The following is a 25387-nucleotide window of genomic DNA, read 5'->3' as shown; positions in this document are numbered from 1 at the left end:
GTTCGCCTGTCCAGATATTGAAAACAAGTGCTATATCAAGCGCTGACGGTCCCCAGGCTTTTTTGTCCGACAGGAGAAGCCAATGACACCAGCGTCCAACTCACTTGGCGAAATCGACCCCGAAGCAACGCTTGCGCTGCAAATCATCGAGAGCATGCCCGGCCACGCGTGGGCAGCCGATGCCGCCGGAAGATTCACCTATGTCAGCCCAAACACCCTGGCGTTCCTCGGCAACACGCATGAGGATCTCAACACTTCCGAAGACGACGATGAGTTCGGCTGGCGTCGAGCTGTCCATCCCGACGATTATGATCCTGTAGCCGCCAGATGGCGGCATTGCCTCGAAACCGGCGATCCCTATGATACCGAGCATCGTCTGCGGCGCGCCGATGGCGTCTATCGCTGGTTTCGAAGCTCAGGACGACCTTTTCGCGATAGCCAGGGGCGCATCATTCAATGGTACGGCACGACAATAGACATTGAGGATCAGAAGCGGGCCGAGTCAGCATTGCGCGACCGGGAGGGGGAACTCTCGCAGCTCGTGGATATGGTCCCGAGTCACATCTGGCGGCTCGATCCCGACGGCGAGCCGATCTTCTTCAATGGGCGCATGGTTGACTTTCTTGGCCTCGACGTAGCGGATCTGGACCGACCGGGCATGAGCCGGCTGGCGGCGATGATACAGGCCGCCGTTCATCCGGACGACGCGGCAGCATTCGGCGATGCACTCCGCGGTTGCTTCGCTACCGGTGCGAGCTTCGCCATGCGCTATCGCCTGCGCCGTGCCGATGGCGTCTATCGCTGGATGTCGAGCCGGGCGGAGCCGATGCGCGATGACGCCGGCCGCATCGTCCAGTGGTATGGCCTCTGTCACGATATAGACGATCAGATGCACGCCGAAGCGGCGTTGCGGCAGAGCGAGCAACAACTTCGGCACATGATCGACGCCGTGCCGGTCCGTATCTGGAGCGTGATGCCGACCGGCGGGCCGGTCTACTTCAACAAGCGATACCAGGACCATTTCCGCTCCGTTATCGCCAACTTTGACGCGCTCGGCGAGCCGGGAATCGAAACGTTGCTGTACGAGGTGATTCATCCCGAAGATGCTCCCGAGGTGCAGCGCACGTTGCTGAGTTGTTTCGAAACTGGCGGCGGCTCCGCGATGCGGTTTCGCTGGCGCGAAAAAGACGGCACCTATCGCTGGGCTGAGTGCAGGGTCGAGCCGCGGCGCGATGACGACGGAACGGTCGTGCAGTGGTACGGGGTTTCTCTCGACATCGACGATGAGGTGCGCGCGCAGGCGGCGTTGCGCAAAAGTGAGCGGCGCCTTCAGCAGCTTATCGACACCGTGCCCGCTTTGATCTGGAGTACGACACCGGAAGGGACGCCATCCTACGTCAACAAGCGGTTCACCGATGTAACCGGGGCCACGCTCCATGACATCACGGCCCCGGACGGCTCGCCGTCGCTGAGCGTCATCCACCCAGACGATATCGACACCGCACGGCAGGCGATCCGCCATTCATTCGCAACGGGCGTGCCTTACGTTCAGAGATATCGCCAACGGCGGGCCGACGGCGGCTATCGCTGGACCGAGACTCGCGCCGAGCCGCTGCGCGACGAAGATGGCAGCATTCTCCAATGGTACGGTGTGAGCGTCGACATCCATGACCTGGTGACCACGCAAGCGGCGTTGCACGACCGGGAACGAGAGCTCTCGCAACTCGTCAACATGGTTCCGAGCTACCTCTGGCGGCTGTCTCCCAACGGTGAGCCGACCTTCTTCAACAAGCGCCTGATAGATTTTCTCGGCCTGGACATAGCGGACGCGGAAAAACCGGACATGAGCCTGCTGGCGGCCTTCATTGCCACCGTCGTCCATCCCGACGATGCAGCCAGCCTGAAGGAAGCACTCGACAGCTGCTTTGCCACCGGCGAGCGCTTCTTCATGAGGTATCGCCTACGCCGTGCCGATGGCGTTTATCGTTGGATGGAGGGCCGCGCCGAGCCGCTGCGGGATCACGGCGGACGCATTGTCCAGTGGTACGGTCTTACGCACGACATCGACGATCAGCTGCGCGTCGAAGCGGCGCTGCGCGAGAGGGAACGCGCTCTCTGGCAGCTCGTTGAAACGCTGCCGGCAATGATCGATTGCGCCGCGCCAGATGGCGAACCGATATACCGCAGCCAGCAGCTCCGCGAATTCCTCGGATACAATCTTGAGGAATTGGACGAAGCGGGAAAGTCGCGGCTGGCTGGCACACTCGACGCCGGTGTTCATCCCGACGACCTGACAGGCGTCAAAGAAAGATATGCCCATTGTCTGTCCACAGGCGAGCCGTATGCGCGACGGCACCGTCTGCGGCGCTTCGATGGTGAATATCGCTGGGTCGAGACGCGTGCCGCGCCGATGCGCAATGCCGAAGGCGCCATAGTGCAATGGAACGTTATCTGCCTCGACATCGAAAATGAGGTGCGGACACAAGAGGAGCTTCGACTGGCACAAGAGAGACTTGCGCGTGCGAGTCAGGCGGCGAGCCTTGCCGAACTCTCCGCATCCATCGCTCATGAGGTGAACCAGCCGCTGGCCGCCATCGTCGCCAACTCGAACGCATGCCACCGTTGGCTGTCCGCCGAGCCCCCGAACGTCGAGCGCGCGAAGATCACGGCCGAGCGCATCATCCGCGACGCCAATTCGGCGGCGGATGTCGTCAGCCGCATCCGTGCCTTGTTCAGACCTTCGCTTGAAATGAGAACCAGTACGCCGATCCCCAGCGTCGTTGCGGAAGCCCGTGACCTTATGGCCGAGGAAGCCATGCGGCGTCGCGTTCGCATGGACATCGACGTCGAAAGCAACCTTCCGCTGGTTGCGTTCGATCGCGTCCAGATCCAGCAGGTCCTGGTCAACCTCATTCGCAACGGCATGGAGGCGATGGACACCACCGCGGGCGACAAGGTTCTTGGGATGCGCGTGCACCGGATAGAGGACACGATCCAGACCGAGGTCAGCGACCGAGGCCCGGGTATCGAACGTCCTAACAAGATATTCGAGCCGTTCTTTACAACGAAAGGGAACGGGATGGGCATGGGGCTCGCGATCTCCCGTTCGATCATTGAGTCTCACGGCGGACGCCTTTGGGTGGAAAATAGCGTGCCGCGTGGGGCGACATTCATCTTCACTCTCCCGGTTGAAGCGAAAGCTGCGCAATAAGTCGGGCGACACCTCGGCCACCGGCGGCGCTCAGTAAGCGCTTGGTTTTTCGGCTCTCGGTGAAGGGGCGCCGCCGCCCCGTGCAATGCATGGATTTCCATGAGGTGCGGTTGGGGCGTGGCGGGATTAGGGTGGCGACGTGAGTCCGTCAGCCCAGTCCAGCTATCAAGAACAAGTGCTACACGAAGCGCCGACAATCTCCAGATTTTGTTTGTCCGTCAGGGGCACCCGATGACGATAGCGCCCAACTCACTTGGCGAGACCGATTCCAACGCAACGCTCGCGTTAACGCATGAGTTGGACCGATCCGGACCGGGAAGTGGCCGACCTTTCGCGACGAATGAACCGGGCCTGATTCGCGGCAACATGATCAGCGATCTTGAAAGAGGCAGGTTGTCGCGCGTCTGGTCGCACCGTCCTCAATTCTTGCATCTGGGGCTTTTTATTACGGCCTATGTCCTGGGCTGCGGCTTCGCCCAGTCGCTCGCAATCATACCTGGAACAGGGATTTCCATTTGGCCTCCGAGCGGGCTTTTCATCGCTACGCTTGTCTTCGCCTCCAGGTATAGCTGGCCGTGGTGGGTGCTGGGGGCCTGTGTGGCAGAACTGTTCAGCAACTTCTTGTGGTTCCACACTCCGCTGCCCGCGGCCTTCCTGATCTTTGCCGGCAACGCTCTTGAAGCGGTGACCGGCGCATGGCTTGTGAACCAGACCTGCAAGCGCCCAGTTCGGCTGGAAACGTTGCGGGACGTCCTCGCATTCGTCGTACTGGCCGCTGGAGTTGCGCCGGTTGCAAGCGCCACGGTCGGAAGTGCGGCGCTTGCGTGGTTTGGCATACAATCGCAAAGCTTTGCGACGGCTTGGCCGCTGTGGTGGATCGGAGACGCGACAGGAGTCCTGATCGTAGCGCCACTGGCGCTGGTCGTGTTCCAGAACTGGCGCGGCAAGGCGCAGCTCTCGGCAGCGCGGTGGATGGAAGCTTGCGTCCTAGGGCTGATCTTTCTTGGGATCGCCGCCCTTTCCTTGAGCGGCTATCTGCCGTTCGCCTACATCATCATGCCGCCTCTTCTTTGGGCCGCGGTGCGCTTTGAGTTCCGAGGCGCCGCCGTAGCATTGACCGTTCTCGCTCTGATCACGGCAGTATTCACGATATCCGGCGCCAGCCAATTTGCCGGCGATCCCGAGTCCCAGAAGCACAACCAGATCATGCTGCAGCTTTTTCTGGGCATCTCTGCATTTTCGGCGCTCGTCGTGGCCGCCATTTCCAGGCAGCATCAGGCGGCGGTGCTCACTTTGCGCCAAAGTGTGGAGACCTTGCGGGAGCGGGAGCGAGAACTCTCGTTGCTGGTCGAAATGATCCCCGCTCACATTGCCCGCATGGCGCCCAACGGCGAACCAACCTTCTTCAGCAAGCGCACGACAGACTATATCGGCCTCAACGACATCGCGGGCTGGGACAAGCCGGGCACGAGCCGCCTGGCGACCGTAGTCGCGGCAGCCGTCCATCCCGACGATGGACCCAGGATGAGAGAATGGCTCAGCCGCTCACTCGCCACCGGCGAACCCTATCCCATACGGTATCGCCTGCGTCGCGCTGACGGTGTCTACCGCTGGAGGGAGGGCCGCGCCGAGCCGCTGCGGAACCAGAGTGGAGCGATCGTCCAATGGTACACGGCCAGCATCGACATCGACGATGAGGTGCGCGCGCAGGAGGCATTGCGCGACCGGGAGCGGGAGCTCTCGCAGCTTGTCGACATGGTTCCGAGCCACGTTTGGCGCCTGACGCCGGACGGCGAGCCGACCTTTTTCAACAAGCGAATGGTCGACTTTCTCGGCCTTGACGTAACGGATTTGGACAAACAGGGCATCGGCCGGCTGGCGGCGATGATAGCGGCCACCGTCCATCCGGACGACGCAGCAGCATTCGGCGACACGCTCAGTCACTGCCTTGCTACCGGCGAGCGCTTCTCCATGAGGTATCGCCTGCGCCGCGCCGATGGCGTCTATCACTGGATGTCGAGCCGGGCAGAGCCGATGCGCGATCACGCTGGCCTGATCGTGCAGTGGTACGGCCTCTGTCACGACATAGACGATCAGATGCAAGCCGAAGAGGCGCTGCGGCGGAGCGAATTGCAGCTTCAGCAGATGATCGACGCTGTGCCGGTCCGCATTTGGAGCGCGGTGCCGACCGGCGGGCCGGTCTACTTCAACAAGCGATACCAAGACCATTTCCGCGCCGTCATCGCCAATGTCGAAACACTCGGAGAGCCGCGCATCGAGGAATTGCTGCAAGAACTGGTTCATCCCGAAGATGCTCCCGAGGTGCTGCGCACGTTGCTGACTTGTTTCGAAACAGGCGGCGGTTCCGCGATGCGGTTTCGTTGGCGCGAAACAGACGGCTATCGCTGGGCGGAGTGCAGGGTCGAGCCGCGGCGTGATGAAGACGGGGCGGTTGTGCAATGGTACGGGGTTTCCCTCGACATCGACGAAGAGGTGCGCGCGCGGGAAGCGCTGCGACAAGCCTCCGACAAACTCGCGCAAGCCACTCAGGCTGCAAGTCTCGCCGAGCTTTCCGCTTCGATCGCGCACGAGGTGAATCAGCCGCTGGCCGCGATCGTCGCCAATTCCCATGCATGCCACCGTTGGCTGGGCGCCGTCCCGCCGAACGTCGAACGCGCGAAGATTACGGCCGAGCGCATTATCCGGGACGCCAATTCGGCGGCGGACGTCGTCGGCCGCATCCGCGCGCTGTTCAAGCAATCCACCGAGACGAGGACCAATGCCGCGCTCAGCAGTGTCATCGCAGAGGCACGCGACCTCGTGACCGAGGAAGCGATGCGGCGGGGCGTTCGCATCAGCGTTGATGTCGAAAGCGACGTTCCGCTAGTCGCGCTCGATCGCGTCCAGATCCAGCAGGTTCTGGTCAATCTCATTCGCAACGGCATCGAGGCGATGGACTCTGGTGCGGATGACGGAGTTATCAGCATCCGCGTGCGCCATATCGGGGATGTTGTCCAGGCCGAAGTCAGAGATCGCGGCCGGGGCGTCGAGTTTCCCGACCGGATATTCGAACCGTTCTTTACCACGAAAGAGCAAGGGATGGGCATGGGACTGGCGATCTGCCGTTCGATCATCGAGTCGCACAGCGGGCGTCTATGGGTCGAGAAGAACGAACCACGTGGAGCGACGTTTATCTTCACGTTGCCGGTTGAAATGGAAGCGGCGTCATGACGACGGACGGCCAAATTGTCTTTATCGTAGATGACGATGAACGCATCCGGGAGGCGCTTAGTGAACTGCTGGCCGCACATGGCCTGCGTGCCACAGCGTTCGGATCGGCGGGCGATTATATCCGCGCTGACAAGCCGGACGTCCCTGCCTGCCTCATCCTCGATATCGAGTTGCCGGATATTAACGGCCTCGATCTGCAGCGACAGATTGCCGAGGGCGATCATCCGCCGATCGTTTTCCTGACAGGACATGGCGATATCCCGTCCTCGGTGCGTGCGATCAAGCACGGCGCCGTGGATTTCCTGACCAAGCCCTTCAGCGATGCAGACCTCATGGCCGCAATCCATGCGGCGATTGCCCAGGATCGGGTACAGCGATCGGAGCGCGCCGAGCTGGGCGTGTTGAAGCAACGTTATCTTGAGCTGACGCCGCGCGAACGTGAGGTGCTGCCGCTGGTGGTCAGCGGCCTGCTCAACAAGCAGGCCGCCGCTGAACTAGGGATCAGCGAAGTTACGCTGGAAATTCATAGAAGGAACGTCATGCAGAAGATGATCGCGGCGTCGCTCGCCGACCTAGTGCGCATCGCCGAGCGATTGGGAATACCGATCACGCACTCGCGCCGGGCAGGGGGGAGCTGAGGGTGAGCAAGCGGAGGCCTGTCGTTGCGATTGTCGACGATGACCCAAGACTGCTCGAGTCGCTGGAGGACCTCTTGGAGTCCGCCGGCTATGTGGCCCGCAGCTTCTCGTCGCCGGGGGCATTGCTGGTCAGCGGCCTGTCTGGATTGGACATGCTCATCACCGACATCGGGATGCCCGGCATGGACGGCTTTGAACTTCGTGACCTGGTCAAGAAGGCGCGTCCGGACCTGCCTGTGTTCCTGATCACCGGTCGCCACGAGATAGTGGATCAGCACCGCGCCAAGGGCATTGGGGGCGGGCTTTTCTGCAAGCCCTTCGATGGCCAGGCCCTGCTTGCGGCGATCGGCGATGCTTTACGCAACCCAAAAACGGAGCCTAAACATGACAGTTGACCAATTGCCATTACGGAGATCGACGCCGTCATCACAGCAGCGGAGGGCTGAAGCCGAGCAGCCGCTGGTCATTATTGTTGATGATGATGCCTCTGTTCGGGAGGCGCTGTCGGAATTGATCCTGTCGGCGGGTTTCCTGCCGGTCAGCTTTACCTCGACCCGCGAATTGCTTGACGCCGATGTGTTGGAAAGTCCCGGCTGCTTGATCCTCGACGTGCGCATGCCAGGGACGAGCGGTCTCGATCTGCAGCACCATCTTGCGAAAAACGGCAACCCCAAACCCATCATCTTCCTGACCGGGCATGGCGATATCCCGATGACTGTCCAAGCGATGAAGGCCGGCGCCGTGGACTTTCTCACCAAGCCGGTGCGGGATCAAACGCTGCTTGACGCCGTGATCACGGGCATTGCGGTGGACGCCAAGCGGCGGGCGGATGCGGTGATCGTCAAGCGCAATGTAGAGCGGGTCGAGACGCTGACGCCGCGCGAGCGCGAGGTTCTGCGAGAAGTGGCGCGCGGACGCCTCAACAAGCAGATCGCCTTCGACCTCGGGATCAGTGAAGTGACGGTCAAGCTGCATCGCGGCAATGTCATGCGCAAGATGGAGGCCGCTTCCATCGGTGAGCTGATCAGGACATGGGAAACGCTGCCCGCGCCGATGCGCCAGGCCTAGAATTTGGCACAAGCCGATCCATGCCCCATCCAATAGGATCGCCCGGCGCGCCCGGCTGCTTCAGGCTGCGGGAAATTGCTTCCTCTGCGCGCCCAGGCCTTCCTGCTGTCGGTACGCTCGTGCTGATGCGGGTGATCCTGATGTATATCGGTGGTCCTGTTGGGTGTTTCGCGGCAAGGCCCGCGCCAACATCGGTTACCATTGAGCGGCGCTCCCTGGCGGCCCCAGCCTGACCGACAAACTCGCAACATTCCATGCAACAACAACTGACGCCGGCCATGCCGCGTCGGTCCCCGCGCCGCTACCCAAGCCTAAATTGACGTCTGTCTATAAGAGCTTGCCTTAGCCCGCCCCTATCCTCGGCGTGCCTGCCCTGCACCTTGGCATCGTATGACAGATGCTTCCGTAGAATAGGTTCGCGGCCCGGATCGGTGCATCCTGTTCCTCGCAAGCCATCACGACCGTCGCGTTTCTACCGCTCCTCGCTCGCTCCTCCCCGAACGCGACCGCACAGGCCGACTCGACGGTCGTGATGGTGAGCATGATGTTCAAAGCACATGGATGGACATGATGAACAAAGACGGACTTTTCTCCGTCGGCGGATCTCGCCGCGATGTCTTGTTGGCAGGCCTGATCTCTACGGTAGCCGCCGGACTGCCCCGCGCTGCTTCGGCAACGAGCCGAAAACAAAAGCTTTCCTCTTCCCCCCTCAATCAAAGGAACCAAGACGATGAGCACCATCACGACCAAGGACGGCACCGAAATCTACTACAAGGATTGGGGCAAGGGTCCTGTCGTCACATTTTCGCACGGCTGGCCGCTGAATTCCGACGCCTGGGACGGCCAGATGCTCTTTCTTGCCCATAACGGCTTTCGCGTCGTTGCGCATGACCGGCGCGGCCATGGCCGATCGAGCCAGGCGACTTCCGGCAACGACATGAACGGCTATGCGGACGATCTTGCAGCCGTGATCGAGGCGCTGGATCTCCGGGACGCCACGCTGGTCGGCCATTCCACCGGAGGAGGCGAGGTTGCTCGCTATATCGGACGGCACGGGACGAAGCGGGTGGCCAAGGCTGTTCTTATCGCCGCTGTTCCGCCGATCATGGTGAAGACGCCGGCCAATCCGGAAGGCCTGCCGATCGAGGTATTCGACGGCATAAGGGCTGGCCTCGTCAAGGATCGTTCGCAGTACTACCGGGACCTCGCACCGTTGTTTTATGGCGCGAACAGGCCGGGCGCTAAGGTTTCCCAGGGGACTCTGGATCAGTTCTGGCTCTCGAGCATGCAGGCGGGTCTCGTCAACGCGTACGAAAGCGTCAAGGCGTTCTCCGAGACCGATTTTACCGAGGACCTCAAAAAGTTCGACGTACCAACCCTGGTCCTGCATGGCGAGGACGACCAGATCGTCCCCGTCAAGGACTCGGCAGTCAAGTCGGCCCGACTGATCAAAGGCGCAAAGGATATCTACTACCCCGGCGCGCCCCACGGGATCACGGCCACGCACCAGGATCAGGTCAATGCTGACCTGCTCGCCTTCATCAAAGGATAGTACGCCCTCAGACACGACCGCATGTTGTCCGCACTTCCTTGGAGCCGCCGATGACCACCTTTGGCAATATTTCGCGCGCCCTGAACAGCATTTCAGGTGGCGCGCTAGGTCAAACCTTGTGCGCTCGCATAGCCGAGCGGTGGCCTGAATGCCGGTCTGTCGGCTCATGTCCCGGATTGTGGAACCGAACCACTGCGCCATCGAGTTGGAGCGCTGGCAAAGGCGGCAAACATATGCTGCGACAGGGCTGCCATTTCGGGCAACTGCGCCTGTGCAGCGCGGAGGCGATCGCCGGGGTTTGACACTACGTCGCACTGTCGGGGGTCGCCGCCGCGCCTTGAAGGCCAAAGCGCTCTCGAGGTCGTCAAACTGGCTAATCGCCGGGAGTTTATCAATCGGTAGCCGTTTGCGATTGCCGCTCATTTTGGCGGTCTCAATTCGGCGTGAAATTTTCTTGGCCAGCAGTTGCGACCATCGCAGCAGCACCGGCACAATTTTTCGAAGGCAGGAACGACATGGGCGCACTCTCAGGCAAGATCGCGGTGGTCACCGGCGGAAACAGCGGGATCGGACTATCGGCTGCAAAAATCTTTGCGGCCGAGGGCGCGCAAGTCGTCATTACCGGCCGCCGGCGGCAGGCGGTCGAGGAAGCGGTCGCACAGATCGGGGCAGGCGCGCTGGGCATTCAGGGAAATGTGGCCGACGTGTCGCACCATGACGAGGTAGCGCAGCAGATCCGCCAGAGGTTCGGGGCGCTCGACATCTATATGGCGAACGCCGGCATAAACACCATCACGCACTCGGCCGATGTCTCCGAGGCAGAATATGATGCGCAATTTGCCGTTAACACGCGAGGCGTCTTCTTCGGCGTCCAGAAGCTGATTCCGATCATGCGGAACGGCGGCGCAATCATCCTCACAGGCTCGCTCGCCAGCGAGAAGGTCCTGGACGGTCATGCTGTATACGCGGGCTCGAAGGCGGCCATAAATGCCTTTGCGCGCGCTTGGGCGATCGAACTGAAGTCTCGCGGCATCCGGGTCAACGTGCTCAGCCCAGGTCCGGTGGATACGGCTATTCTCGATAAGCTAGGCATACCGTTTGAGCAGCGCGGGCTGTTTGAAAAGGCGATGGCGGAGGCAATACCCCTGGGCCGGATGGGGCAGCCGGAAGAGCTGGCAAAAGCTGCTCTGTTCCTTGCCTCGGACGCGAGCAGTTTCGTCACGGGCATCAATCTGCGGGTGGATGGCGGGATGGCAGTGCTCTGAGCCATGACTGCGAGATCGCGCCAATAGACTGCCGGTTATCGGCTGAGCAATCGGTCTTCCTCACGAAAATTTTTTGGGAAGCTGCCGCACGAGTCGCGCCAAATAGGTCGGAGGCGACACGTTTTGTCGACGTGGCGCAAATTGAGCCACGTAAATAGCAAGTCGCATTGCAGGGATCGACGCGCAAGAGAAGTCGGATCGCCAGGTCTCGCCACGGCGGCAGCGGCGTCTTGCAAACACAGCTCTCCGGCCGCGCGCCCTCAGTGTCTGTTCCGGCGTCCGCCGACAATGCACACCCGGCATAGATACCTCAATTATGCTGCAGGGCACCTGATCTCCCCGGTGACCTACCCTGCACCTTGGCATTGTATGACAGACCCTTCCGCACAATAGGTTGGCGGGCAGCGTCGGCGCATTCTCTTGAGCATTGGTCACCACAGGCCACACGGGAGAAAGCAAATGCGAAACATAACTCGAGCCCTGGCGCTCACCGCAGCGCTGGCCGCGTCGGGCGGCGGGATGGCGCAGGCCGCCAATTCTCAGCCCAAGCCGACGATCGTACTGGTGCACGGCGCCTTCGCGGAATCGTCGAGCTGGGACGCAGTCATCACCAAGCTCAGCAAAGACGGTTATGTAGCGATAGCCGCAGCTAATCCGCTCCGCGGCGTTGCCAGCGATGCGAAAGCAGTCTCAGCCATCGTCCGGTCGGTTTCCGGGCCGGTCGTGCTGGTGGGGCATTCCTACGGCGGGCCTGTCATCACCGAGGCCGCCAATGGCAATCCCAATGTAAAGGCGTTGGTCTACGTGGCGGGCTTCGCGCCGGATACCGGCGAATCGAGCCTTACGTTGTCCAGCATGTTTCCCGGCAGCACCTTGGGGAGCGCGCTTGCTCCGGTAGCGTTGCCGGACGGCGGGCAAGACCTCTTCATCGAGCCGGCCAAGTTCCGCGCCCAGTTCGCCGCCGACGTTCCGCAAGAGCAGACTTTGCTGATGGCTGCCACTCAACGTCCTGTTGCTCAGGCGGCTCTGACTGAAACCTCGGGCGTCGCCTCATGGAAGACGCTGCCGTCCTACATGATCTACGGCTCGGATGACCGCAACATCCCGGCAGCCGTCATGAGCTTCATGGCCAAGCGTGCGCACGCGGTAAAGACCGTCGTCATCGAGGGTGCGTCCCACGCGCTCATGGTTTCGCACCCCGACGAGGTCACGTCACTCATCGAGGATGCTGCTGCATCGGTCAGTCAATAGCAGGCTGGAAGCGCCTGCATCCGATCGAGCAACGAAAATAGACACGCAACACCAGGAGACCAGACATGAAGATCGTCGTCATCGGCGGAACCGGGCTGATCGGTTCAAAGACCGTGGAGAGGCTGCGAAACAAAGGACACGACGTGCTGGCGGCGTCGCCGAATTCGGGCGTCAACACCGTTACGGGAGAGGGTCTGGCGTCCGCGCTTGCCGGTGCGCAGGTCGTCGTCGACCTGGCGAACTCGCCGTCGTTCGAGGAAAAGGCTGCCCTGGAGTTCTTCGGGGCATCCGGGCGTAATCTTTTTGCCGCCGAAACGGCCGCCGGCGTCCGTCATCACGTGGCGCTGTCGGTCGTCGGTACCGACCGGCTACAGGGCATGGGCTATTTCCGCGGCAAGTTGCTTCAGGAAAAGCTGATCAGGGAATCCGGAATTCCTTACACCATTGTTCACGCCACTCAGTTCTTCGAATTCACCGCCGCCATCGCAAACACGGGCGCCGTCGGGGATACCATTCATATGTCGCCGGCCTACTTCCAACCCATGGCGGCTGATAATGTTGCCGATGCGATGGCGGACGTCGCGCTTGCCGCGCCGTTGAACGGCATGATCGAAATTGCCGGCCCGGAGCGTGTTCGCATGAGCGAACTTGTCGAGCGCTTCCTGAAGGCGACCAACGACCCGCGCAAAGTCGTCCCGGATCCCGGCGCGCTCTACTACGGCCAAGTGGCAATCGACGACCGAACGCTGGTGCCCGGCGAGAATGCGCGCATCGGCGCCGTGCGTTTCGATGATTGGCTCAGCCGATACACGCCACCGAAATAAGCAATCATCGGATAGGCCATTCTCACAACAAGGAGACCAGACATGATCAAAACACTTCTCTGTGCCGCGCTCACCGCCACTTCCGTCACCGCAGCAATGGCCAATGACGCCGCCAGCGTGAAGCTTGTCTACGACCAGGCCCTTCCAAACGTGCCCGGCAAGAGCATGAAGGCCGTGCTCGTCGAGTACGCGCCGGGGGGTACGTCGCCGGCCCATACCCATCCCAAATCCGCGTTCATCTATGCCACGGTTCTGGAGGGGGCGATCCGAAGCCAGGTCAACGATGGGCCGGTGAAGACTTATCGCGCCGGCGAGAGTTTCTCCGAATTCCCGGGCGACCGTCATGCCGTCAGCGAAAACGCCAGCAAGACGGAAGGCGCTCGTCTGCTTGCTATTTTCGTCGTCGACACCAGCGAGACGGAACTGACGACGAACGCGAAATGAAATCGTGGCCCCCGGACCATCGTATGCGAAAGGACGGTCAGTGACATGAATTCGATCGCCAGCCGCACACTTGCGGGGATTTCGGTCCCCGATACACCGCTTGTTGGCCGAGCGATCGAACATGCCCGCCAGCGATGTGAACCCTACTTGTTCAACCACGTTGTCCGATCCTGGCTTTTCGCGGCCCGGATCGGACAGATTCAGAATATCCAGCACGACGCGGAGGTTGTCGCCGTTGCAACCCTGTTGCATGACATCACGCTCAATGAGGACTTCGCCGGGCCGCGCCGTTTCGAAGTGGAAGGCGCCGATCTTGCCCGCACCTTCGTTCGGGACGGCGGCTTCGACGAGCGGCGCGCCCAATTGATTTGGGACAGCGTCGCCCTCAACTCGACGCCGTCGATCGGCCTCTACAAGGAGGCTGAGGTGGCGCTTTGCACAGTCGGCATCTGTCTCGATGTCGTCGGCTTGCAATACAGCCTCGTTTCGTCAGCCGAGATTGCAAAGATCGTTGGCGAATTTCCGCGCCTCGGGATGAAGCGGCGGATGACGCGATGCTTTTGTCATATCGCCGAGATCAGGCCGGAAACCACCTACGACAACTTTGCCCGGGACTTCGGCGAGCGCTTTGTTTCAGGCTACAAGGCGACTTCGGCAGTTGATCTTGTGATGAACGCTCCCTTCGAAGAGTGAACGCAGTTTCGATCCAGGTTCAATCGACACCGGTCGGTTCAGCCTCGCCCTTCAAGTGACCCAAACGCTGTGCGCCTGTCGCATGCCTGCGCCAAAGCGAATTGCCGAGGGGCGCGGTCAGGTGCCAATTTCCACCTCCTATACTTCGGTTTAGGCGCCCCGACCTAATGAATGGCAGTACATATCATCGGGCGCGATAGCAACAATTTGGCTCGCCGGTCATCCTTACGCGGCAATGGATTGCAAACACCTCAAGGAGATAAAGTAATGAATATTGCAGCGTCACCGGTCGCTCCGAAGGGAAAAGCCGCCGCCCAACGCGCGAGTTATGCCGAGCAGTCGCCCGAACTTCTGAAGAAATTTATCGAATTTCTTGGAGCGACGCGAGAGGGGTCGATCGAAGAGCCAATCCGCGACCTTGTTGCCGTCCGGGCCGCGCAGCTGAACGGGTGCACCTTCTGCCTCGATATGCACGTCAAACAGGCGAAGATTCATGGCGAGCGCGAACTGCGCCTTTACCATCTGGCAGCCTGGCGGGATTCGACCTTGTTCGTTCCTCGCGAGCGTGCAGCCTTGGCATGGACGGAAGTCTTGACGAAGTTGCCCGAGCAGGGTGTCCCGGACGAGATCTACGATCGGGTCAGGTCGCAGCTTTCCGAGAAGGAAATCTCCGATCTGACCTTCGTTGTCATGGCGGTCAACTCTTGGAACCGTCTGAACATCGGCTTCAAACCCGTCCCGGGCTCGGGCGATGCGAAGTTTGGCCTGAGCAAAGCAGCGCTGAGCTAATCTTTGGAATGGGTCAGAATGGCGCTTGTTTGTGCGCCATTCTGAGCCGCCGGGCAAAGTCGCCGAGCTCGGCGACCAACACTGGAACCGATCTCAGCCTCCCGGTCGCGGCCGCGAGGCGCTCTCAGGAGGGCGTCATGCGCATTGACAGTCTGCATCCAGTAATATCGGCCCGTCTTATGGTGGTCGATGTCGACGCTCCACTCCGCAGTGCGGCACTCTCACTTTCCAGGCCCGCAATAGGCCTGGTCGTGGTGTGCCACGGCAGTGGGGAGGCGGCAGGCGTGCTGAGCAAGTCCGACCTTGTCCGCCATCTGGCCAATTCAGGGCCAACAGAAGCGCCGATTGCGGCATTGATGAGCCGGTCCATCGTGTCCTGTGGTCCCGATGATGATCTTCATTCAGTCTGGCAGACCATGGCCGCGCAAGGCCTGCAGAATGTGCCGGTGCTCGGGGCTGACTCGAAACCGCTAGGCGTCCTAGATATCCGTGATGCGATGAAGGCGCTCTTTAAACAAGAGGAACTGCAGGAACGGCTGCTTGCCAACTACATCAGCGGGATCGGCTACCAATAGAGCATGGTCTCGCGATTGAATATACGGAAGTATGCATCGGCGTCTTCTTAGATATAGTAGAAAATAAATGTCGCAATTTATAGCGTATTGAAGCAAATAGGTGACGACTTAGCCAGCGGGGAATGAAATGTTTCGTCCGGACATAAAAGAAGATGTCTTCGACGGCCCGCCCGATGGCCCTGGAAGTGGTATGTCCGTGCAAATGTCGACGACCGGCATCGTCCATGACCTGGGCAATCTCATTCAGGTCGCCTCGTCGGCGTTGAACCACCTGGCCCGCGATCCGAGCATCCAAGCGGCTCCGGCGCTCGGGCCTGTAATAGCCGGCGCCAAAACGGCTTTGGAACGGGCCGGGGGCCTTGTCCGGCAAACCATCAGCCTCGCCCGAGAGAGCCACGCGGAAATCGAATACACAAACGTAGGTGCTTGCCTGGCTGAGATCGAGACCCTCGTACGGAGCGCCTTGGACGCCAATTTCGGTCTTGAGCTTCGGGTCGGGTCCGACCTGCCTTTGGTGCGATGCGATCGCTTTGGATTGCAAAATGCGGTTCTGAATCTTCTGTTCAACGCGCGCGATGCAATGCCTGACGGCGGTTTCATCTCGATCGATGCCGGCTTGGCCTCTGAAAACTCCGCCGCCAGTCAGGTAGATATCCGTGTCGCGGACAACGGTATCGGGATGACCAGCGAGACGATGGTCTGCGCCTTCGATCCGTTCTTCACCACCAAACGCGAAGGCCTCGGCGGCGTCGGATTGCCGATGGTGAAGCACTTTGCCGAGCAATCAGGCGGAAGCATCGATATTCAGAGCACACTTGGGGTAGGCACGACCGTCACTCTGCGGTTGCCTGCGATGCGATAGCGGCCCGCCAATCTGCCTCTGGTGATAAACGTGACATACAGTCGAGAGATAAGGATGGATGCACAAGTCGTCGAAAACGTCCAACAGCACCGTTTCGAGCTGCCGATCGCCGGCGATATGTTTGCGGCGGCCTATTATCGGCTCGAGGGCGGGAAGGTTGCGCTGATACACACCGAAGTCCCGTCGGAATTTTCCGGACAGGGGATCGCGTCGCAATTGGCCCAAGGGACCTTCGAACTGCTCCGCAAAACCGGCCGTAAAGCGATCTTGAAATGTCCCTTCATGAGCCGCTTTTTCGCCAAGCACCCGGACTATGCAGATGTCGTCTGCGGCTAGTCATGGGGACGAATGTTGAGGGTTTCCCAAGGATCTATCCAAATGCCTGACGAGTATGATCTGCAGAGGTTCGTCAGCGCACAGGATCCGGTCTACGACGACGCGCTGGCCATTCTACGTCGAGGGATGATGTGCACTCCCTACATGGAGTTCATCTTCCCAAGGTTGGCCATAAGGCGAACTGGTGCAGCGCCTGAGCCATATGCAATCACATCGCTCGACGAAGCCAGCGCCTATCTCTCATTTCCGATCCTCGGAGGCCGTTATCGGGAATGCGTTGGTACCCTGCAACGGCTCTCGGGCCTGAGCGCTCGCGCTGTCTTCGGTGACGTTGATGCGAAGAAGTTGCACGCGTCCCTCACGCTGTTTTCCGAAGCAAGCAACGAGGAGTTCCTGCTCGAGACAATCTTCGACGTCTGGTTCGACGGTTTGCTCGATGAGGAAACGATGAACGATCTCTACTTGATGTCGTAGTGGTCTGCTCGTGCCAGCGGCGTAAAGCCGTCGCGGCGCAGAGGTCACCATCCGCTGCCTTATCATGCGGTGCCATTTCGAAACCGTGACCTGCGTCGAATATAGCGGGGCCGAAATGGTCGAACAGGACGAAGGGCCCGATCATGAGGCGATTCGAGGAGGGCAATACGCGCCCTACCTTCAGTCCGTCCGCAAAATCAAGGATAGCCGGCTGGATCGATGCCTGTGATATCGCTTTGGCGGATGGTCATGGATCTCTGTCCTTCTGCATGCTTTGTCAGCCAGGTGCTCGAACGCGCTTGAACGGAGCGGCTCGAAAGACCGTCTGAATGGCTTTGAGGAGGGCGAATTTGGAGCTCGTGTGATGCTCTCCCGCGATGCCGCTTTCATTAGAAGCCGACACCCTCATCGACAGGACCGCGGCAAGATCTTCGGCCATTTCGGGCCGGTCGTGCAGCAGCGGTGCAAAGCTTTCCTGGTCTATCTCGTAAACCGTGACAGGGGTCATTGCCCGCAAACTCGACATCTCGCCAATGCCGGCGAGCAGGCCGGTCTCGCCGAAGAAATCGCCAGGTGCAAGCCGGCCGATCTCCTGCAGTTGATCGTCGTCCTCGCCAATTTGCCGGACGATGACGCCCGTCCGTACGATCATGAGCGACGGCAGCATCTCTCCCTGTCGTGCGATGATCTCGCCCTTATGGTAGGTGTGAACCGAGGCCGCTTTGGCGAGCGACTCCTGCTCGGTACCCGTCAGTGCCGAGAATACCGGTATGGAATTGATAAGCTCGATCGGGGTGAAGCCTTGCGAGGCTGCCGTCTCGTCGCTCGGCCGGTCGGTTATGGCAATCGAGCCCGAAAGTGGCTGCGCCAGCAGCAGGCCGGTCGACTTTGAATGGCGATAAATGAGATCGAAGATGTCGTTCCGAGCGGCACTTCGCTGGTCAATACTTGCGACGCGAAACGACAACTCGATCTCGATAGCTGCAGCATCCAGGCTTCTGATGGTAACCGAAGGCGAAGGGTCCTGGAGGATTGAATTGCAGCTCAGCAAGACAGTGCGCATGAGATCTACGATGATCGCCGGCGTCTTCGTTGGCGCCACCTTGACGGTGACGGCAAGTCCATGGCTCTCGTCCGGACCGCTTAAATTTGTTACCCCGATCTTGGCGAGAAGGCTGTTTGGCAGCGCGACGACATTGTGGGTCGGGGTAAGGAGTTGAGTCGACCGCCAGTTGGTCTCGACAACGCGGCCTTCGGTTCCGTCGCCCAGAATGATCCAGTTTCCAAGCACGTAAGGGCGGCCGAGGTTAAGCGCGATCCCAGAAAATACGTCACCAAGCGTATTCTGGAGCGCCAGTCCCAGCATGACGGCAAACACGCCCGACGTGGCAATGAGCGTTCCGACCGGCACTGCAAAGACGAACGCCAGGATCGACAGGAACATTCCAGCATAGACGATTCCGACCACGACGTCCTGCAGGAGACGTGCCTCGCGCGGCTTTCGCTCAAAGACGAGATAGATGCGGACAAATCCGATCAGCGCCCAGGCAAGGTGAACCCACCAGAGCAGCTTGACCGAGCCGATGAGGATCGCTCCCCCGGTTGTTTCGTTGTTCCCTGCGGCCTCGTACGGCACGACGCGCAGGTGGAGAACCATGGCCGACATCGCGAGGAAAAAGCCAAGTTGGACGACCAGCTTCGCATTGGCGAAGCGTCTGGGGATGAGAGACCAAACGACGATCCCGGCGAGGCCGAGCAACACGATGTAGACCAGAGGAGAGTTCCACCAGTTCATGAACGATCACCGCAATGCCCAGTTCAATGTTTGGTCTCCGGCCCGGCGATCGGGCCTCTGCCGCTGGCCTTGTCTTTTTCGAGCACTGCTTCGGTGATCGAATTCGGCAGCCGTCGCGGCTTTTCGATCAGCCCGAGCACCGGCATGGCGATGATGAAGAACGCGAAATAGTAAAGCGTCGCCAGTTGGGACATGACGACGTATGCGCCTTCCGCCGGCCGGGAGCCGAGCCAGCCGAGAAAGAGGGCATTGGCAACGAATAGCCAGAAGAGCACCCTGTACCAGGGGCGATAGACCGCCGAGCGCACTTTCGAGGTGTCGAGCCACGGCACAAGGAACAGCACCGCGATCGAGCCGAACATCGCGAGCACGCCGCCGAGCTTGGAATCGATCGGCCCGATATTGAACGTGATGGCCCGCAGGATCGCGTAGAACGGCAGGAAGTACCATTCCGGCACGATGTGGGCCGGCGTCTTCAGCGGATTGGCGATGCTGTTGTTGTCTGGATGGCCGAGATAGTTCGGCAAGTAGAAGACGAAGTAGGCGAAGAAGAACAGGAACACGAGGATGCCGAAGGCATCTTTGACGGTCGCATAGGGCGTGAAGTCCACGACATCGGTTTTCGATTTGACCTCGATGCCGGTCGGATTGTTCTGGCCGACGACGTGAAGCGCCCAGATATGCAAGGTCACCACGCCCGCAAGCACAAATGGCAGCAGGTAATGCAGCGCAAAGAAGCGGTTCAGCGTCGGATTGTCGACCGCGAAGCCGCCGAGCAAAAGCTGCTGGAGCCAGTCGCCAACCAGCGGAATGGCCGTGAAGAAGTTGGTGATGACAGTAGCGCCCCAGAACGACATCTGTCCCCAAGGCAGCACGTAGCCCATGAAGGCCGTCGCCATCATCAGCAGGAGGTTGGTGCAACCGAGCACCCACAGCAGTTCACGCGGCGCCTTGTACGAACCATAGTAGAGCCCGCGGCAGATATGGATGTAGACGGCAATGAAGAAGAACGACGCGCCGTTGGAATGGAGATAGCGCAGCAGCCAGCCCGAATTCACGTCGCGCATGATCTTCTCGACCGAATTGAAGGCCAGCCCCGTATCAGGAGCGTAATGCATCGCCAGCACGATACCGGTCAGGATCTGTGAAACCAGCATCATCGTGAGGATGCCGCCGAACGTATAGGCGTAGTTCAAGTTGCGCGGGACGGGATAGACGATGAAGCTGTCATAGACCAGCCGCGGCAGCGGCAGGCGGGCGTCGAGCCAACGTTCGATTCTCGTTTTGGGCGTATAGGTCGAGTATTTGTCGCCGCTCATCGAAATGCCCCTGCCTCAGCCGATACGGATCTTGGTGTCGGAAACGAATTGGAACACCGGTACCGCCATGTTCTCGGGTGCCGGCCCCTTCCGGATGCGGCCGGCGGTGTCGTATGCGGAACCGTGGCATGGGCAGAACCAGCCGCCGAAATCGCCTTCCTGGCCGAGCGGGATGCAGCCGAGATGGGTGCAGACCTGGATCATCACCATCCAGGCTTCCTTGCCCGGCACAGTTCGGTTGGCGTCGGTTGCCGGCGCATCGGCCGGCAGGTTGGCGTTGCGGGCGATTGGATCCTTGAGTTCGGCGAGATTGACCGCCTCGGCGTCCTTCATCTCTTTTTCGGTGCGGTTGCGCACGACCACCGGCTTGCCGCGCCACTTCACGACGAGCGACATTCCTGGCGTCAACGACGAGACGTCGACCTCGATCGCGGCGGGCGCTTCGACGCGCAATGTGTGCTCGGCTGTGGAGGTTTCGGAAAGGTCGGCCATGATGGCGACTCCTGTTGTTGGAAGCTGCGTCATCGCGTTGGTGGCAATCGAGCAAAAGCAGGCCACGGCTTTCGCCTTTCCAGTCTGCTCATGCCGCGCCGAATATGCCGGCCGTGGCCGGGTGTGAGCCATCGTGCCAACGGCACGCGCGTCCAATACTTTCGTTTAGGATTTCCTGAGCGAAGGACTGGCCGGGCTGGCGATGATGCCATCATGGAAGGTTCTGGATTCCTCCAGATAACCGATATGCCCCGGCATTGCGCACGGCGATCCCAAACTTCAGCCCGACCATACCTCGGCATAGGCATGTCTAGCTGTCGGTGTCGTAGTCGTCGTCCCCGCCAAGTGCGAGTTCTTGGAGCGGTTGTCTCGCGTGGCAGGTTTTCCGCCCGACGACGACTAGCGCGATTCAATCGGGTTCAGAAAAGGGAAAAGCGGTGAAACTCTACTACAGCCCTCTCGCGTGCAGCCTTGCGGACCACATCGCGCTGGAGGAGGCTGGTGCATCCTTCGAGCGCGAAACCGTCAATCTCAAAACCAAGCGGACGGCCTCGGGGGATGATTTCACCACCGTGACGCGCAAGGGGTATGTTCCAGCCCTCGTGCTGGATAGCGGCGAAACGCTGACGGAAAACATCGCCGTCCTCGATTGGCTCGCGTCGTGATATCCGGCACTGGGAGTGGAAGGGCCGTTGGGCCGTACGCGCGTTCTCGAAGCGCTGACCTATGTCTCGACTGAAATACATCGAAGCTTCAAGCCGATGTGGCACCAAAGCAGCGATGCTGAAAAGGCCAAGGCGAGCGCGACGATTACGAGCCAACTCGAGTTCTTCGCAGACGGGCTCAAGACCGACTATCTGTTCGGCGACAAACCCAGCGTCGCGGATTTTTATCTTTTCGTGATGCTGCTTTGGGCGGCCCGCTTCCACGTCCCTGTTCCCGTGCCTTTGCAAGCGCTCCGCGCCCGAATGGCTGCCCGACCGGCTGTGCGCGTCGCAATGGATCGTGAGGGCCTTGTCTGAAGCCGGGGTGGCCCGAGCATAAGATCAGACGCAACATATTCTCTCGCCCCAACAGAAGATCAGGAGTCATTCTCATGCTGCCGTTTCTGCGGATGCTACATCCTGCCGCTTCCAAGCGCGGGGACGGCCTACATCTCGAATTTCTCCGAAGGGAAATCGAGGAAACGCTGGACCTTACGGACATTCCGTCAGAGCTCGCCGCACTGCCCCCTGGCCGAGTGGTTGCAATACTGGATTCGCGGCAGTCACCATCGAAATAAGCGCAATATTTCTTGTCGGCCGATGAGGCGGGCGAGTCTGGTCGTTCCCGCTCGTTGGTCGTCATAGAGGCTTCATCATGAATGCGAGTAAGGCCCCCGACACGGTTGATCATCGCCGCCGGCGCATTGTCGGTGCGACAGCAATGACGTTCGCCGCCACCGAACTCGGCTTGAGCGCGCCGGCAGCCACTTGGTGGTTGAGGCGAGGGCGTCCGCGACGCAAGCCAGGCCGGAATCATTCGGCTCGCTCAGACAGGTCAATGCCGGAAAACTGAGCGTCGGATATGCGGAGCTGGGGCCTGCCGAAGGTGCTCCGGTGATCCTGCTTCATGGCTGGCCTTATGACATTCACACCTACACCGACGTCGCTCCCCAGCTTGCCGCAACGGGTTACCGCGTGATTGTGCCCTACCTGCGCGGCTACGGCACTACGCGCTTCCTGTCGGACGACACGATACGCAACGGCCAGCAGTCGGCGCTCGCCGCGGCTGCGATCGCCCTGATGGATGCACTGGGGATCGAAAAGGCCACGATCGCCGGCTGCAACTGGGGCGCTCGAACGGCCAGTGTCGTTGCCGCGCTCTGGCCTGAGCGTTGCAAGGCGACCGTCTCGGTGAGCGGCTATCTCATAGGAAATCAACAGGTCGGCAGGGTGCCGCTGCCACCGGAGACAAAGCGCCAATGGTAGTATCAGTATTACTTCATTACTTCGCCACGGATCGCGGCCGCGCCGGCTACGAGAAATACACGCGCGATTTCGCCAAACCCATCTGGCAACTCGCTTCGCCGCAGTGGAATTTCGACGATGACATCTTCGAGCGTAGCGCCGCAGCCCTGGATAACCCGGATCACGTCAGCATCGTCATACACAATTACCGCTGGAGGCTCGGCCTGGTACATGGCGAGCCGGAGTATGACGTTCTGGAAAACCGGCTGGCCGAAGCTCCCGTGATCACAGTGCCGACCATTACCCTGAGGGCGATGCCAATGGCGCACCCCATTCGGACAGCAGTTCCTACGCCAAGAAATTCTCGGACAGATACACGCACCGGATCATCACCGGCGGTATCGGCCACAACTTGCCTCAAGAAGCCCCGCAAGCCTTTGCCCAGGCTGTCATCGACGTTGGCGAATACTGATCAGGCAAGCTGAGTGAGCTGCTGATGCCTGCGTTGGATGGGCGGCGAGGACATAATGGTTGCGAGCTGAACATCGAGGCGTGGCCTTGGTCCACAGCGACGTTGCGCTTGACTCGTCCATATTATCTATAATAAATCATACATATTGCCCTCAAAAAAGACGGCAGGTCTGGGAGGACCGATGAAAATCACGGCCATCAAGGCGCGCGTCTGCAATGCGGAAATGCGCAACTGGGTCTTCGTTCGCGTCGAAACCGACGAGCCCGGGCTATTTGGCTGGGGTGAGGCGACACTGGAATGGAAGACCAGAGCCGTCGTTGGGGCGCTTCAGGATCTTGAGGCCCTGCTCGTCGGGCAAGATCCGCGCAACGTGGAGCAGTGCTACCAGATACTTACGCGCCACGGCTTTTGGCGTCTTGGCGTCGAGGGAATGTCTGCCGTCAGCGGCATCGAGATCGCGCTCTGGGACATCTTGGGCAAGTCATTGGGCGTCCCCGTCTGGCGCCTTCTGGGCGGTCAGGTCCGCGATTATCTGCGCACCTACACGCATCTCGGCCTCGGGGACATGAAGGCGGTCTATGAGACCGGATCCGCGGATGCCATCGTGGAACGCGGACGCATCGTGACGCAAGCAGGCTACGATGCGGTCAAGGTCGTCTGCGTTCCCTACACCCACTACGTATCGCCCGCCAAGGCAGTCGATTCCGTTGCCAACATGGTTGGCTCACTTCGCGAGGCGGTAGGCCCGGATATCGACATCATGGTCGATTTCCACGGACGCCCTGCATCGGTTAACGCGGCGATGGACTACCTCAAGGCAATCGAGCCGGCCCGCATCATGTTCGCGGAAGAACCCGTTCCACCCGAAGATGTTGCCGGACTGGCGCATATCACGGCGCGATCGGCCGTGCCGATCGCTTCCGGCGAGCGGCTGATCGGGCGCCGCGAATTTACGCACTCGATCGCAGCCCGCGCCTTCAACATTGCCCAGCCTGATATTTGCCACACTGGCGGTCTGCTCGAGACGAAGAAGATCGCGGCCATGGCGGAAACCGCGGGCATCGGCCTTGCGCCGCACAACCCGCTTGGTCCGATCGCCGGTGTGGCTGCTCTTCATTTCGGCATATCGACGCCGAACGTTGTCATTCAGGAGGAGATGTCCGGTGCCGTCGCCTGGTACGACGACGTCGTCACCTGGCCAATTCAGCGTAAACCAGGTCGCTGGGATCTGCCCGAACTGCCGGGCCTTGGCGTTACCGTCAATGAGGACGTGATCGCGCGCCACCCCTTCAAGCAGGAAGTGCTGCATGCCCGTAATGCCGTCATGCCGGACGGCACCGTGGTCGACTGGTGAATGCGATGGCAGGCCGGCTGCAAGGAAAGATCGCAATCGTCACGGGCGCCGGCCAAGGCATTGGTGCCGCCATCGCCCGCGCCTTTGCGATGCAGGGGGCAAAGACCGTCATTGCCGAACTGAATGCGGCAAGCGGAAAAGCGATCGCCGACGAATTGCGTGCCCAGGGCGCGGACGCCCTGTTCATCGAGACGGACGTCACCGGCGCATCCGCAGTCGCGAACATGGTCTCCCGGACGATCGCGGCCTATGGTGGCGTCGACATTCTGGTCAACAATGCCGGTGCCAACGTCTTCTACGAACCACTGGCGATGCCGGATGATGAATGGGAGCGCTGCCTCAAGCTCGATCTCCAGGCCGCGTGGTTCTGCGCCAAGGCGGTTTTGCCGACGATGCTGGCGAGGGGCTCGGGGTCCATCGTCAACATAGCGAGCTGTCACGCGTTCCAGATCATTCCCCATACGTTCCCGTATCCGGTCGCCAAGCATGCACTTTTGGGCCTGACCCGTTCGCTTGCCATCGAATATGCCGCACGCGGTATCCGGGTGAACGCGATCGCACCCGGCTATATCGAGACGCCGATCGCGGAAGCCTACTGGAACACATTCCCGAACCCCGCCGAGGAGAAGCGGCGAGCCTACGACCTCCATCCGCCCAAGCGTATTGGCCGGCCGGACGAGGTTGCAATGACGGCGGTTTTCCTCGCTTCCGACGAAGCGCCGTTCATAAATGCCGAGACGATCACCATCGATGGTGGGCGCTCGGTTCTCTACCACGACTAGCAACCACCATT

At 60.5% G+C, this 25387-nt stretch carries 22 protein-coding genes and 2 pseudogenes; 21 read left to right on the top strand and 3 right to left on the bottom strand.

Going from position 1 to position 25387, the window contains the following annotated elements; translation table 11 throughout:
- Positions 1-82 precede the first annotated feature (82 nt).
- From NKH50_RS18555 to NKH50_RS18480, 16 genes and pseudogenes are all read left to right on the top strand, one after another.
- Positions 83-3211 (top strand): PAS domain-containing protein, encoded by a 3129-nt coding sequence (locus NKH50_RS18555; protein ID WP_352737039.1) that lies wholly within the window; start codon positions 83-85, stop codon positions 3209-3211.
- Between the two features lie 366 nt (positions 3212-3577).
- Positions 3578-6442: a sensor histidine kinase gene (locus NKH50_RS18550; RefSeq protein WP_502899796.1), complete on the top strand. Its 2865-nt coding sequence runs from the start codon at positions 3578-3580 to the stop codon at positions 6440-6442.
- The gene (locus NKH50_RS18545; protein ID WP_352505175.1) at positions 6439-7080 is read left to right on the top strand and encodes a response regulator transcription factor; all 642 of its coding nucleotides are present in this window, start codon (positions 6439-6441) and stop codon (positions 7078-7080) included. The genes NKH50_RS18550 and NKH50_RS18545 overlap by 4 nt, the downstream gene beginning before the upstream one ends.
- A 2-nt stretch (positions 7081-7082) precedes the next feature.
- Positions 7083-7475 (top strand): response regulator, encoded by a 393-nt coding sequence (locus tag NKH50_RS18540; protein ID WP_352701574.1) that lies wholly within the window; start codon positions 7083-7085, stop codon positions 7473-7475.
- Positions 7465-8148, top strand: a complete 684-nt coding sequence (locus tag NKH50_RS18535; protein WP_254818664.1) for a response regulator transcription factor — start codon at positions 7465-7467, stop codon at positions 8146-8148. Before NKH50_RS18540 ends, NKH50_RS18535 begins: the two co-directional genes overlap by 11 nt.
- Positions 8149-8718: 570 nt before the next feature.
- Positions 8719-9700, top strand: a pseudogene (locus NKH50_RS18530) (alpha/beta fold hydrolase).
- A gap of 515 nt (positions 9701-10215) precedes the next feature.
- Positions 10216-10965 (top strand): glucose 1-dehydrogenase, encoded by a 750-nt coding sequence (locus NKH50_RS18525; protein WP_352505173.1) that lies wholly within the window; start codon positions 10216-10218, stop codon positions 10963-10965.
- Positions 10966-11424: 459 nt separating this feature from the next.
- Positions 11425-12216, top strand: coding sequence for an alpha/beta fold hydrolase (locus NKH50_RS18520; protein ID WP_352505172.1), 792 nt, complete (start codon positions 11425-11427; stop codon positions 12214-12216).
- 65 nt (positions 12217-12281) lie between these two features.
- Positions 12282-13040, top strand: a complete 759-nt coding sequence (locus NKH50_RS18515) for an SDR family oxidoreductase (RefSeq protein ID WP_352476718.1) — start codon at positions 12282-12284, stop codon at positions 13038-13040.
- A 42-nt stretch (positions 13041-13082) separates the two neighbouring features.
- The gene (locus NKH50_RS18510; RefSeq protein WP_352476719.1) at positions 13083-13484 is read left to right on the top strand and encodes a cupin domain-containing protein; all 402 of its coding nucleotides are present in this window, start codon (positions 13083-13085) and stop codon (positions 13482-13484) included.
- Between the two features lie 246 nt (positions 13485-13730).
- Positions 13731-14177, top strand: coding sequence for a hypothetical protein (locus NKH50_RS18505; RefSeq protein ID WP_352880322.1), 447 nt, complete (start codon positions 13731-13733; stop codon positions 14175-14177).
- A 267-nt stretch (positions 14178-14444) separates the two neighbouring features.
- A complete protein-coding gene (locus NKH50_RS18500; RefSeq protein ID WP_254818507.1) occupies positions 14445-14966 on the top strand; it encodes a carboxymuconolactone decarboxylase family protein in 522 nt (173 codons plus the stop codon).
- 137 nt (positions 14967-15103) lie between these two features.
- On the top strand, positions 15104-15541 hold the full coding sequence (locus tag NKH50_RS18495; RefSeq protein ID WP_352455793.1) for a CBS domain-containing protein: 438 nt from the start codon (positions 15104-15106) through the stop codon (positions 15539-15541).
- A 127-nt stretch (positions 15542-15668) separates the two neighbouring features.
- Positions 15669-16403: a sensor histidine kinase gene (locus NKH50_RS18490; protein WP_352701568.1), complete on the top strand. Its 735-nt coding sequence runs from the start codon at positions 15669-15671 to the stop codon at positions 16401-16403.
- A 54-nt stretch (positions 16404-16457) separates the two neighbouring features.
- Positions 16458-16739: a GNAT family N-acetyltransferase gene (locus tag NKH50_RS18485; RefSeq protein ID WP_254818510.1), complete on the top strand. Its 282-nt coding sequence runs from the start codon at positions 16458-16460 to the stop codon at positions 16737-16739.
- Positions 16740-16781: 42 nt separating this feature from the next.
- Positions 16782-17213: a DUF1810 domain-containing protein gene (locus NKH50_RS18480; protein ID WP_352804477.1), complete on the top strand. Its 432-nt coding sequence runs from the start codon at positions 16782-16784 to the stop codon at positions 17211-17213.
- 277 nt (positions 17214-17490) lie between these two features.
- On the opposite strand, the gene NKH50_RS18475 is transcribed toward NKH50_RS18480, so the two are convergent.
- The 3 genes from NKH50_RS18475 to petA are packed head-to-tail and all read right to left on the bottom strand — an operon-like array spanning position 17491 to position 20819.
- A complete protein-coding gene (locus NKH50_RS18475; RefSeq protein WP_352701565.1) occupies positions 17491-19008 on the bottom strand; it encodes a mechanosensitive ion channel family protein in 1518 nt (505 codons plus the stop codon).
- Between the two features lie 23 nt (positions 19009-19031).
- On the bottom strand, positions 19032-20327 hold the full coding sequence (locus NKH50_RS18470; RefSeq protein ID WP_352880319.1) for a cytochrome b: 1296 nt from the start codon (positions 20325-20327) through the stop codon (positions 19032-19034).
- A 15-nt stretch (positions 20328-20342) separates the two neighbouring features.
- On the bottom strand, positions 20343-20819 hold the full coding sequence (gene petA / locus NKH50_RS18465; RefSeq protein ID WP_352701563.1) for a ubiquinol-cytochrome c reductase iron-sulfur subunit: 477 nt from the start codon (positions 20817-20819) through the stop codon (positions 20343-20345).
- Positions 20820-21256: 437 nt separating this feature from the next.
- Here petA and NKH50_RS18460 point away from each other — a divergent pair, with 437 nt between their 5' ends.
- From NKH50_RS18460 to NKH50_RS18440, 5 genes and pseudogenes are all read left to right on the top strand, one after another.
- Positions 21257-21484: a thioredoxin domain-containing protein gene (locus NKH50_RS18460; protein ID WP_352701562.1), complete on the top strand. Its 228-nt coding sequence runs from the start codon at positions 21257-21259 to the stop codon at positions 21482-21484.
- Positions 21485-21511: 27 nt separating this feature from the next.
- Positions 21512-21841, top strand: a complete 330-nt coding sequence (locus NKH50_RS18455) for a glutathione binding-like protein (protein ID WP_352701561.1) — start codon at positions 21512-21514, stop codon at positions 21839-21841.
- Between the two features lie 337 nt (positions 21842-22178).
- Positions 22179-23240: pseudogene (locus tag NKH50_RS18450) on the top strand (alpha/beta fold hydrolase).
- Between the two features lie 223 nt (positions 23241-23463).
- Positions 23464-24594 (top strand): galactonate dehydratase, encoded by a 1131-nt coding sequence (dgoD, locus tag NKH50_RS18445; RefSeq protein WP_352880316.1) that lies wholly within the window; start codon positions 23464-23466, stop codon positions 24592-24594.
- A gap of 5 nt (positions 24595-24599) precedes the next feature.
- Positions 24600-25376 (top strand): SDR family oxidoreductase, encoded by a 777-nt coding sequence (locus NKH50_RS18440; protein ID WP_352880314.1) that lies wholly within the window; start codon positions 24600-24602, stop codon positions 25374-25376.
- Positions 25377-25387 lie beyond the last annotated feature (11 nt).

The organism is Mesorhizobium sp. M1027 (assembly GCF_040318745.1).
Taxonomy (GTDB): Bacteria; Pseudomonadota; Alphaproteobacteria; order Rhizobiales; family Rhizobiaceae; genus Mesorhizobium.
Note: the sequence above shows the minus strand (reverse complement) of the source record. Positions and strands in the feature narration are given on the sequence as shown.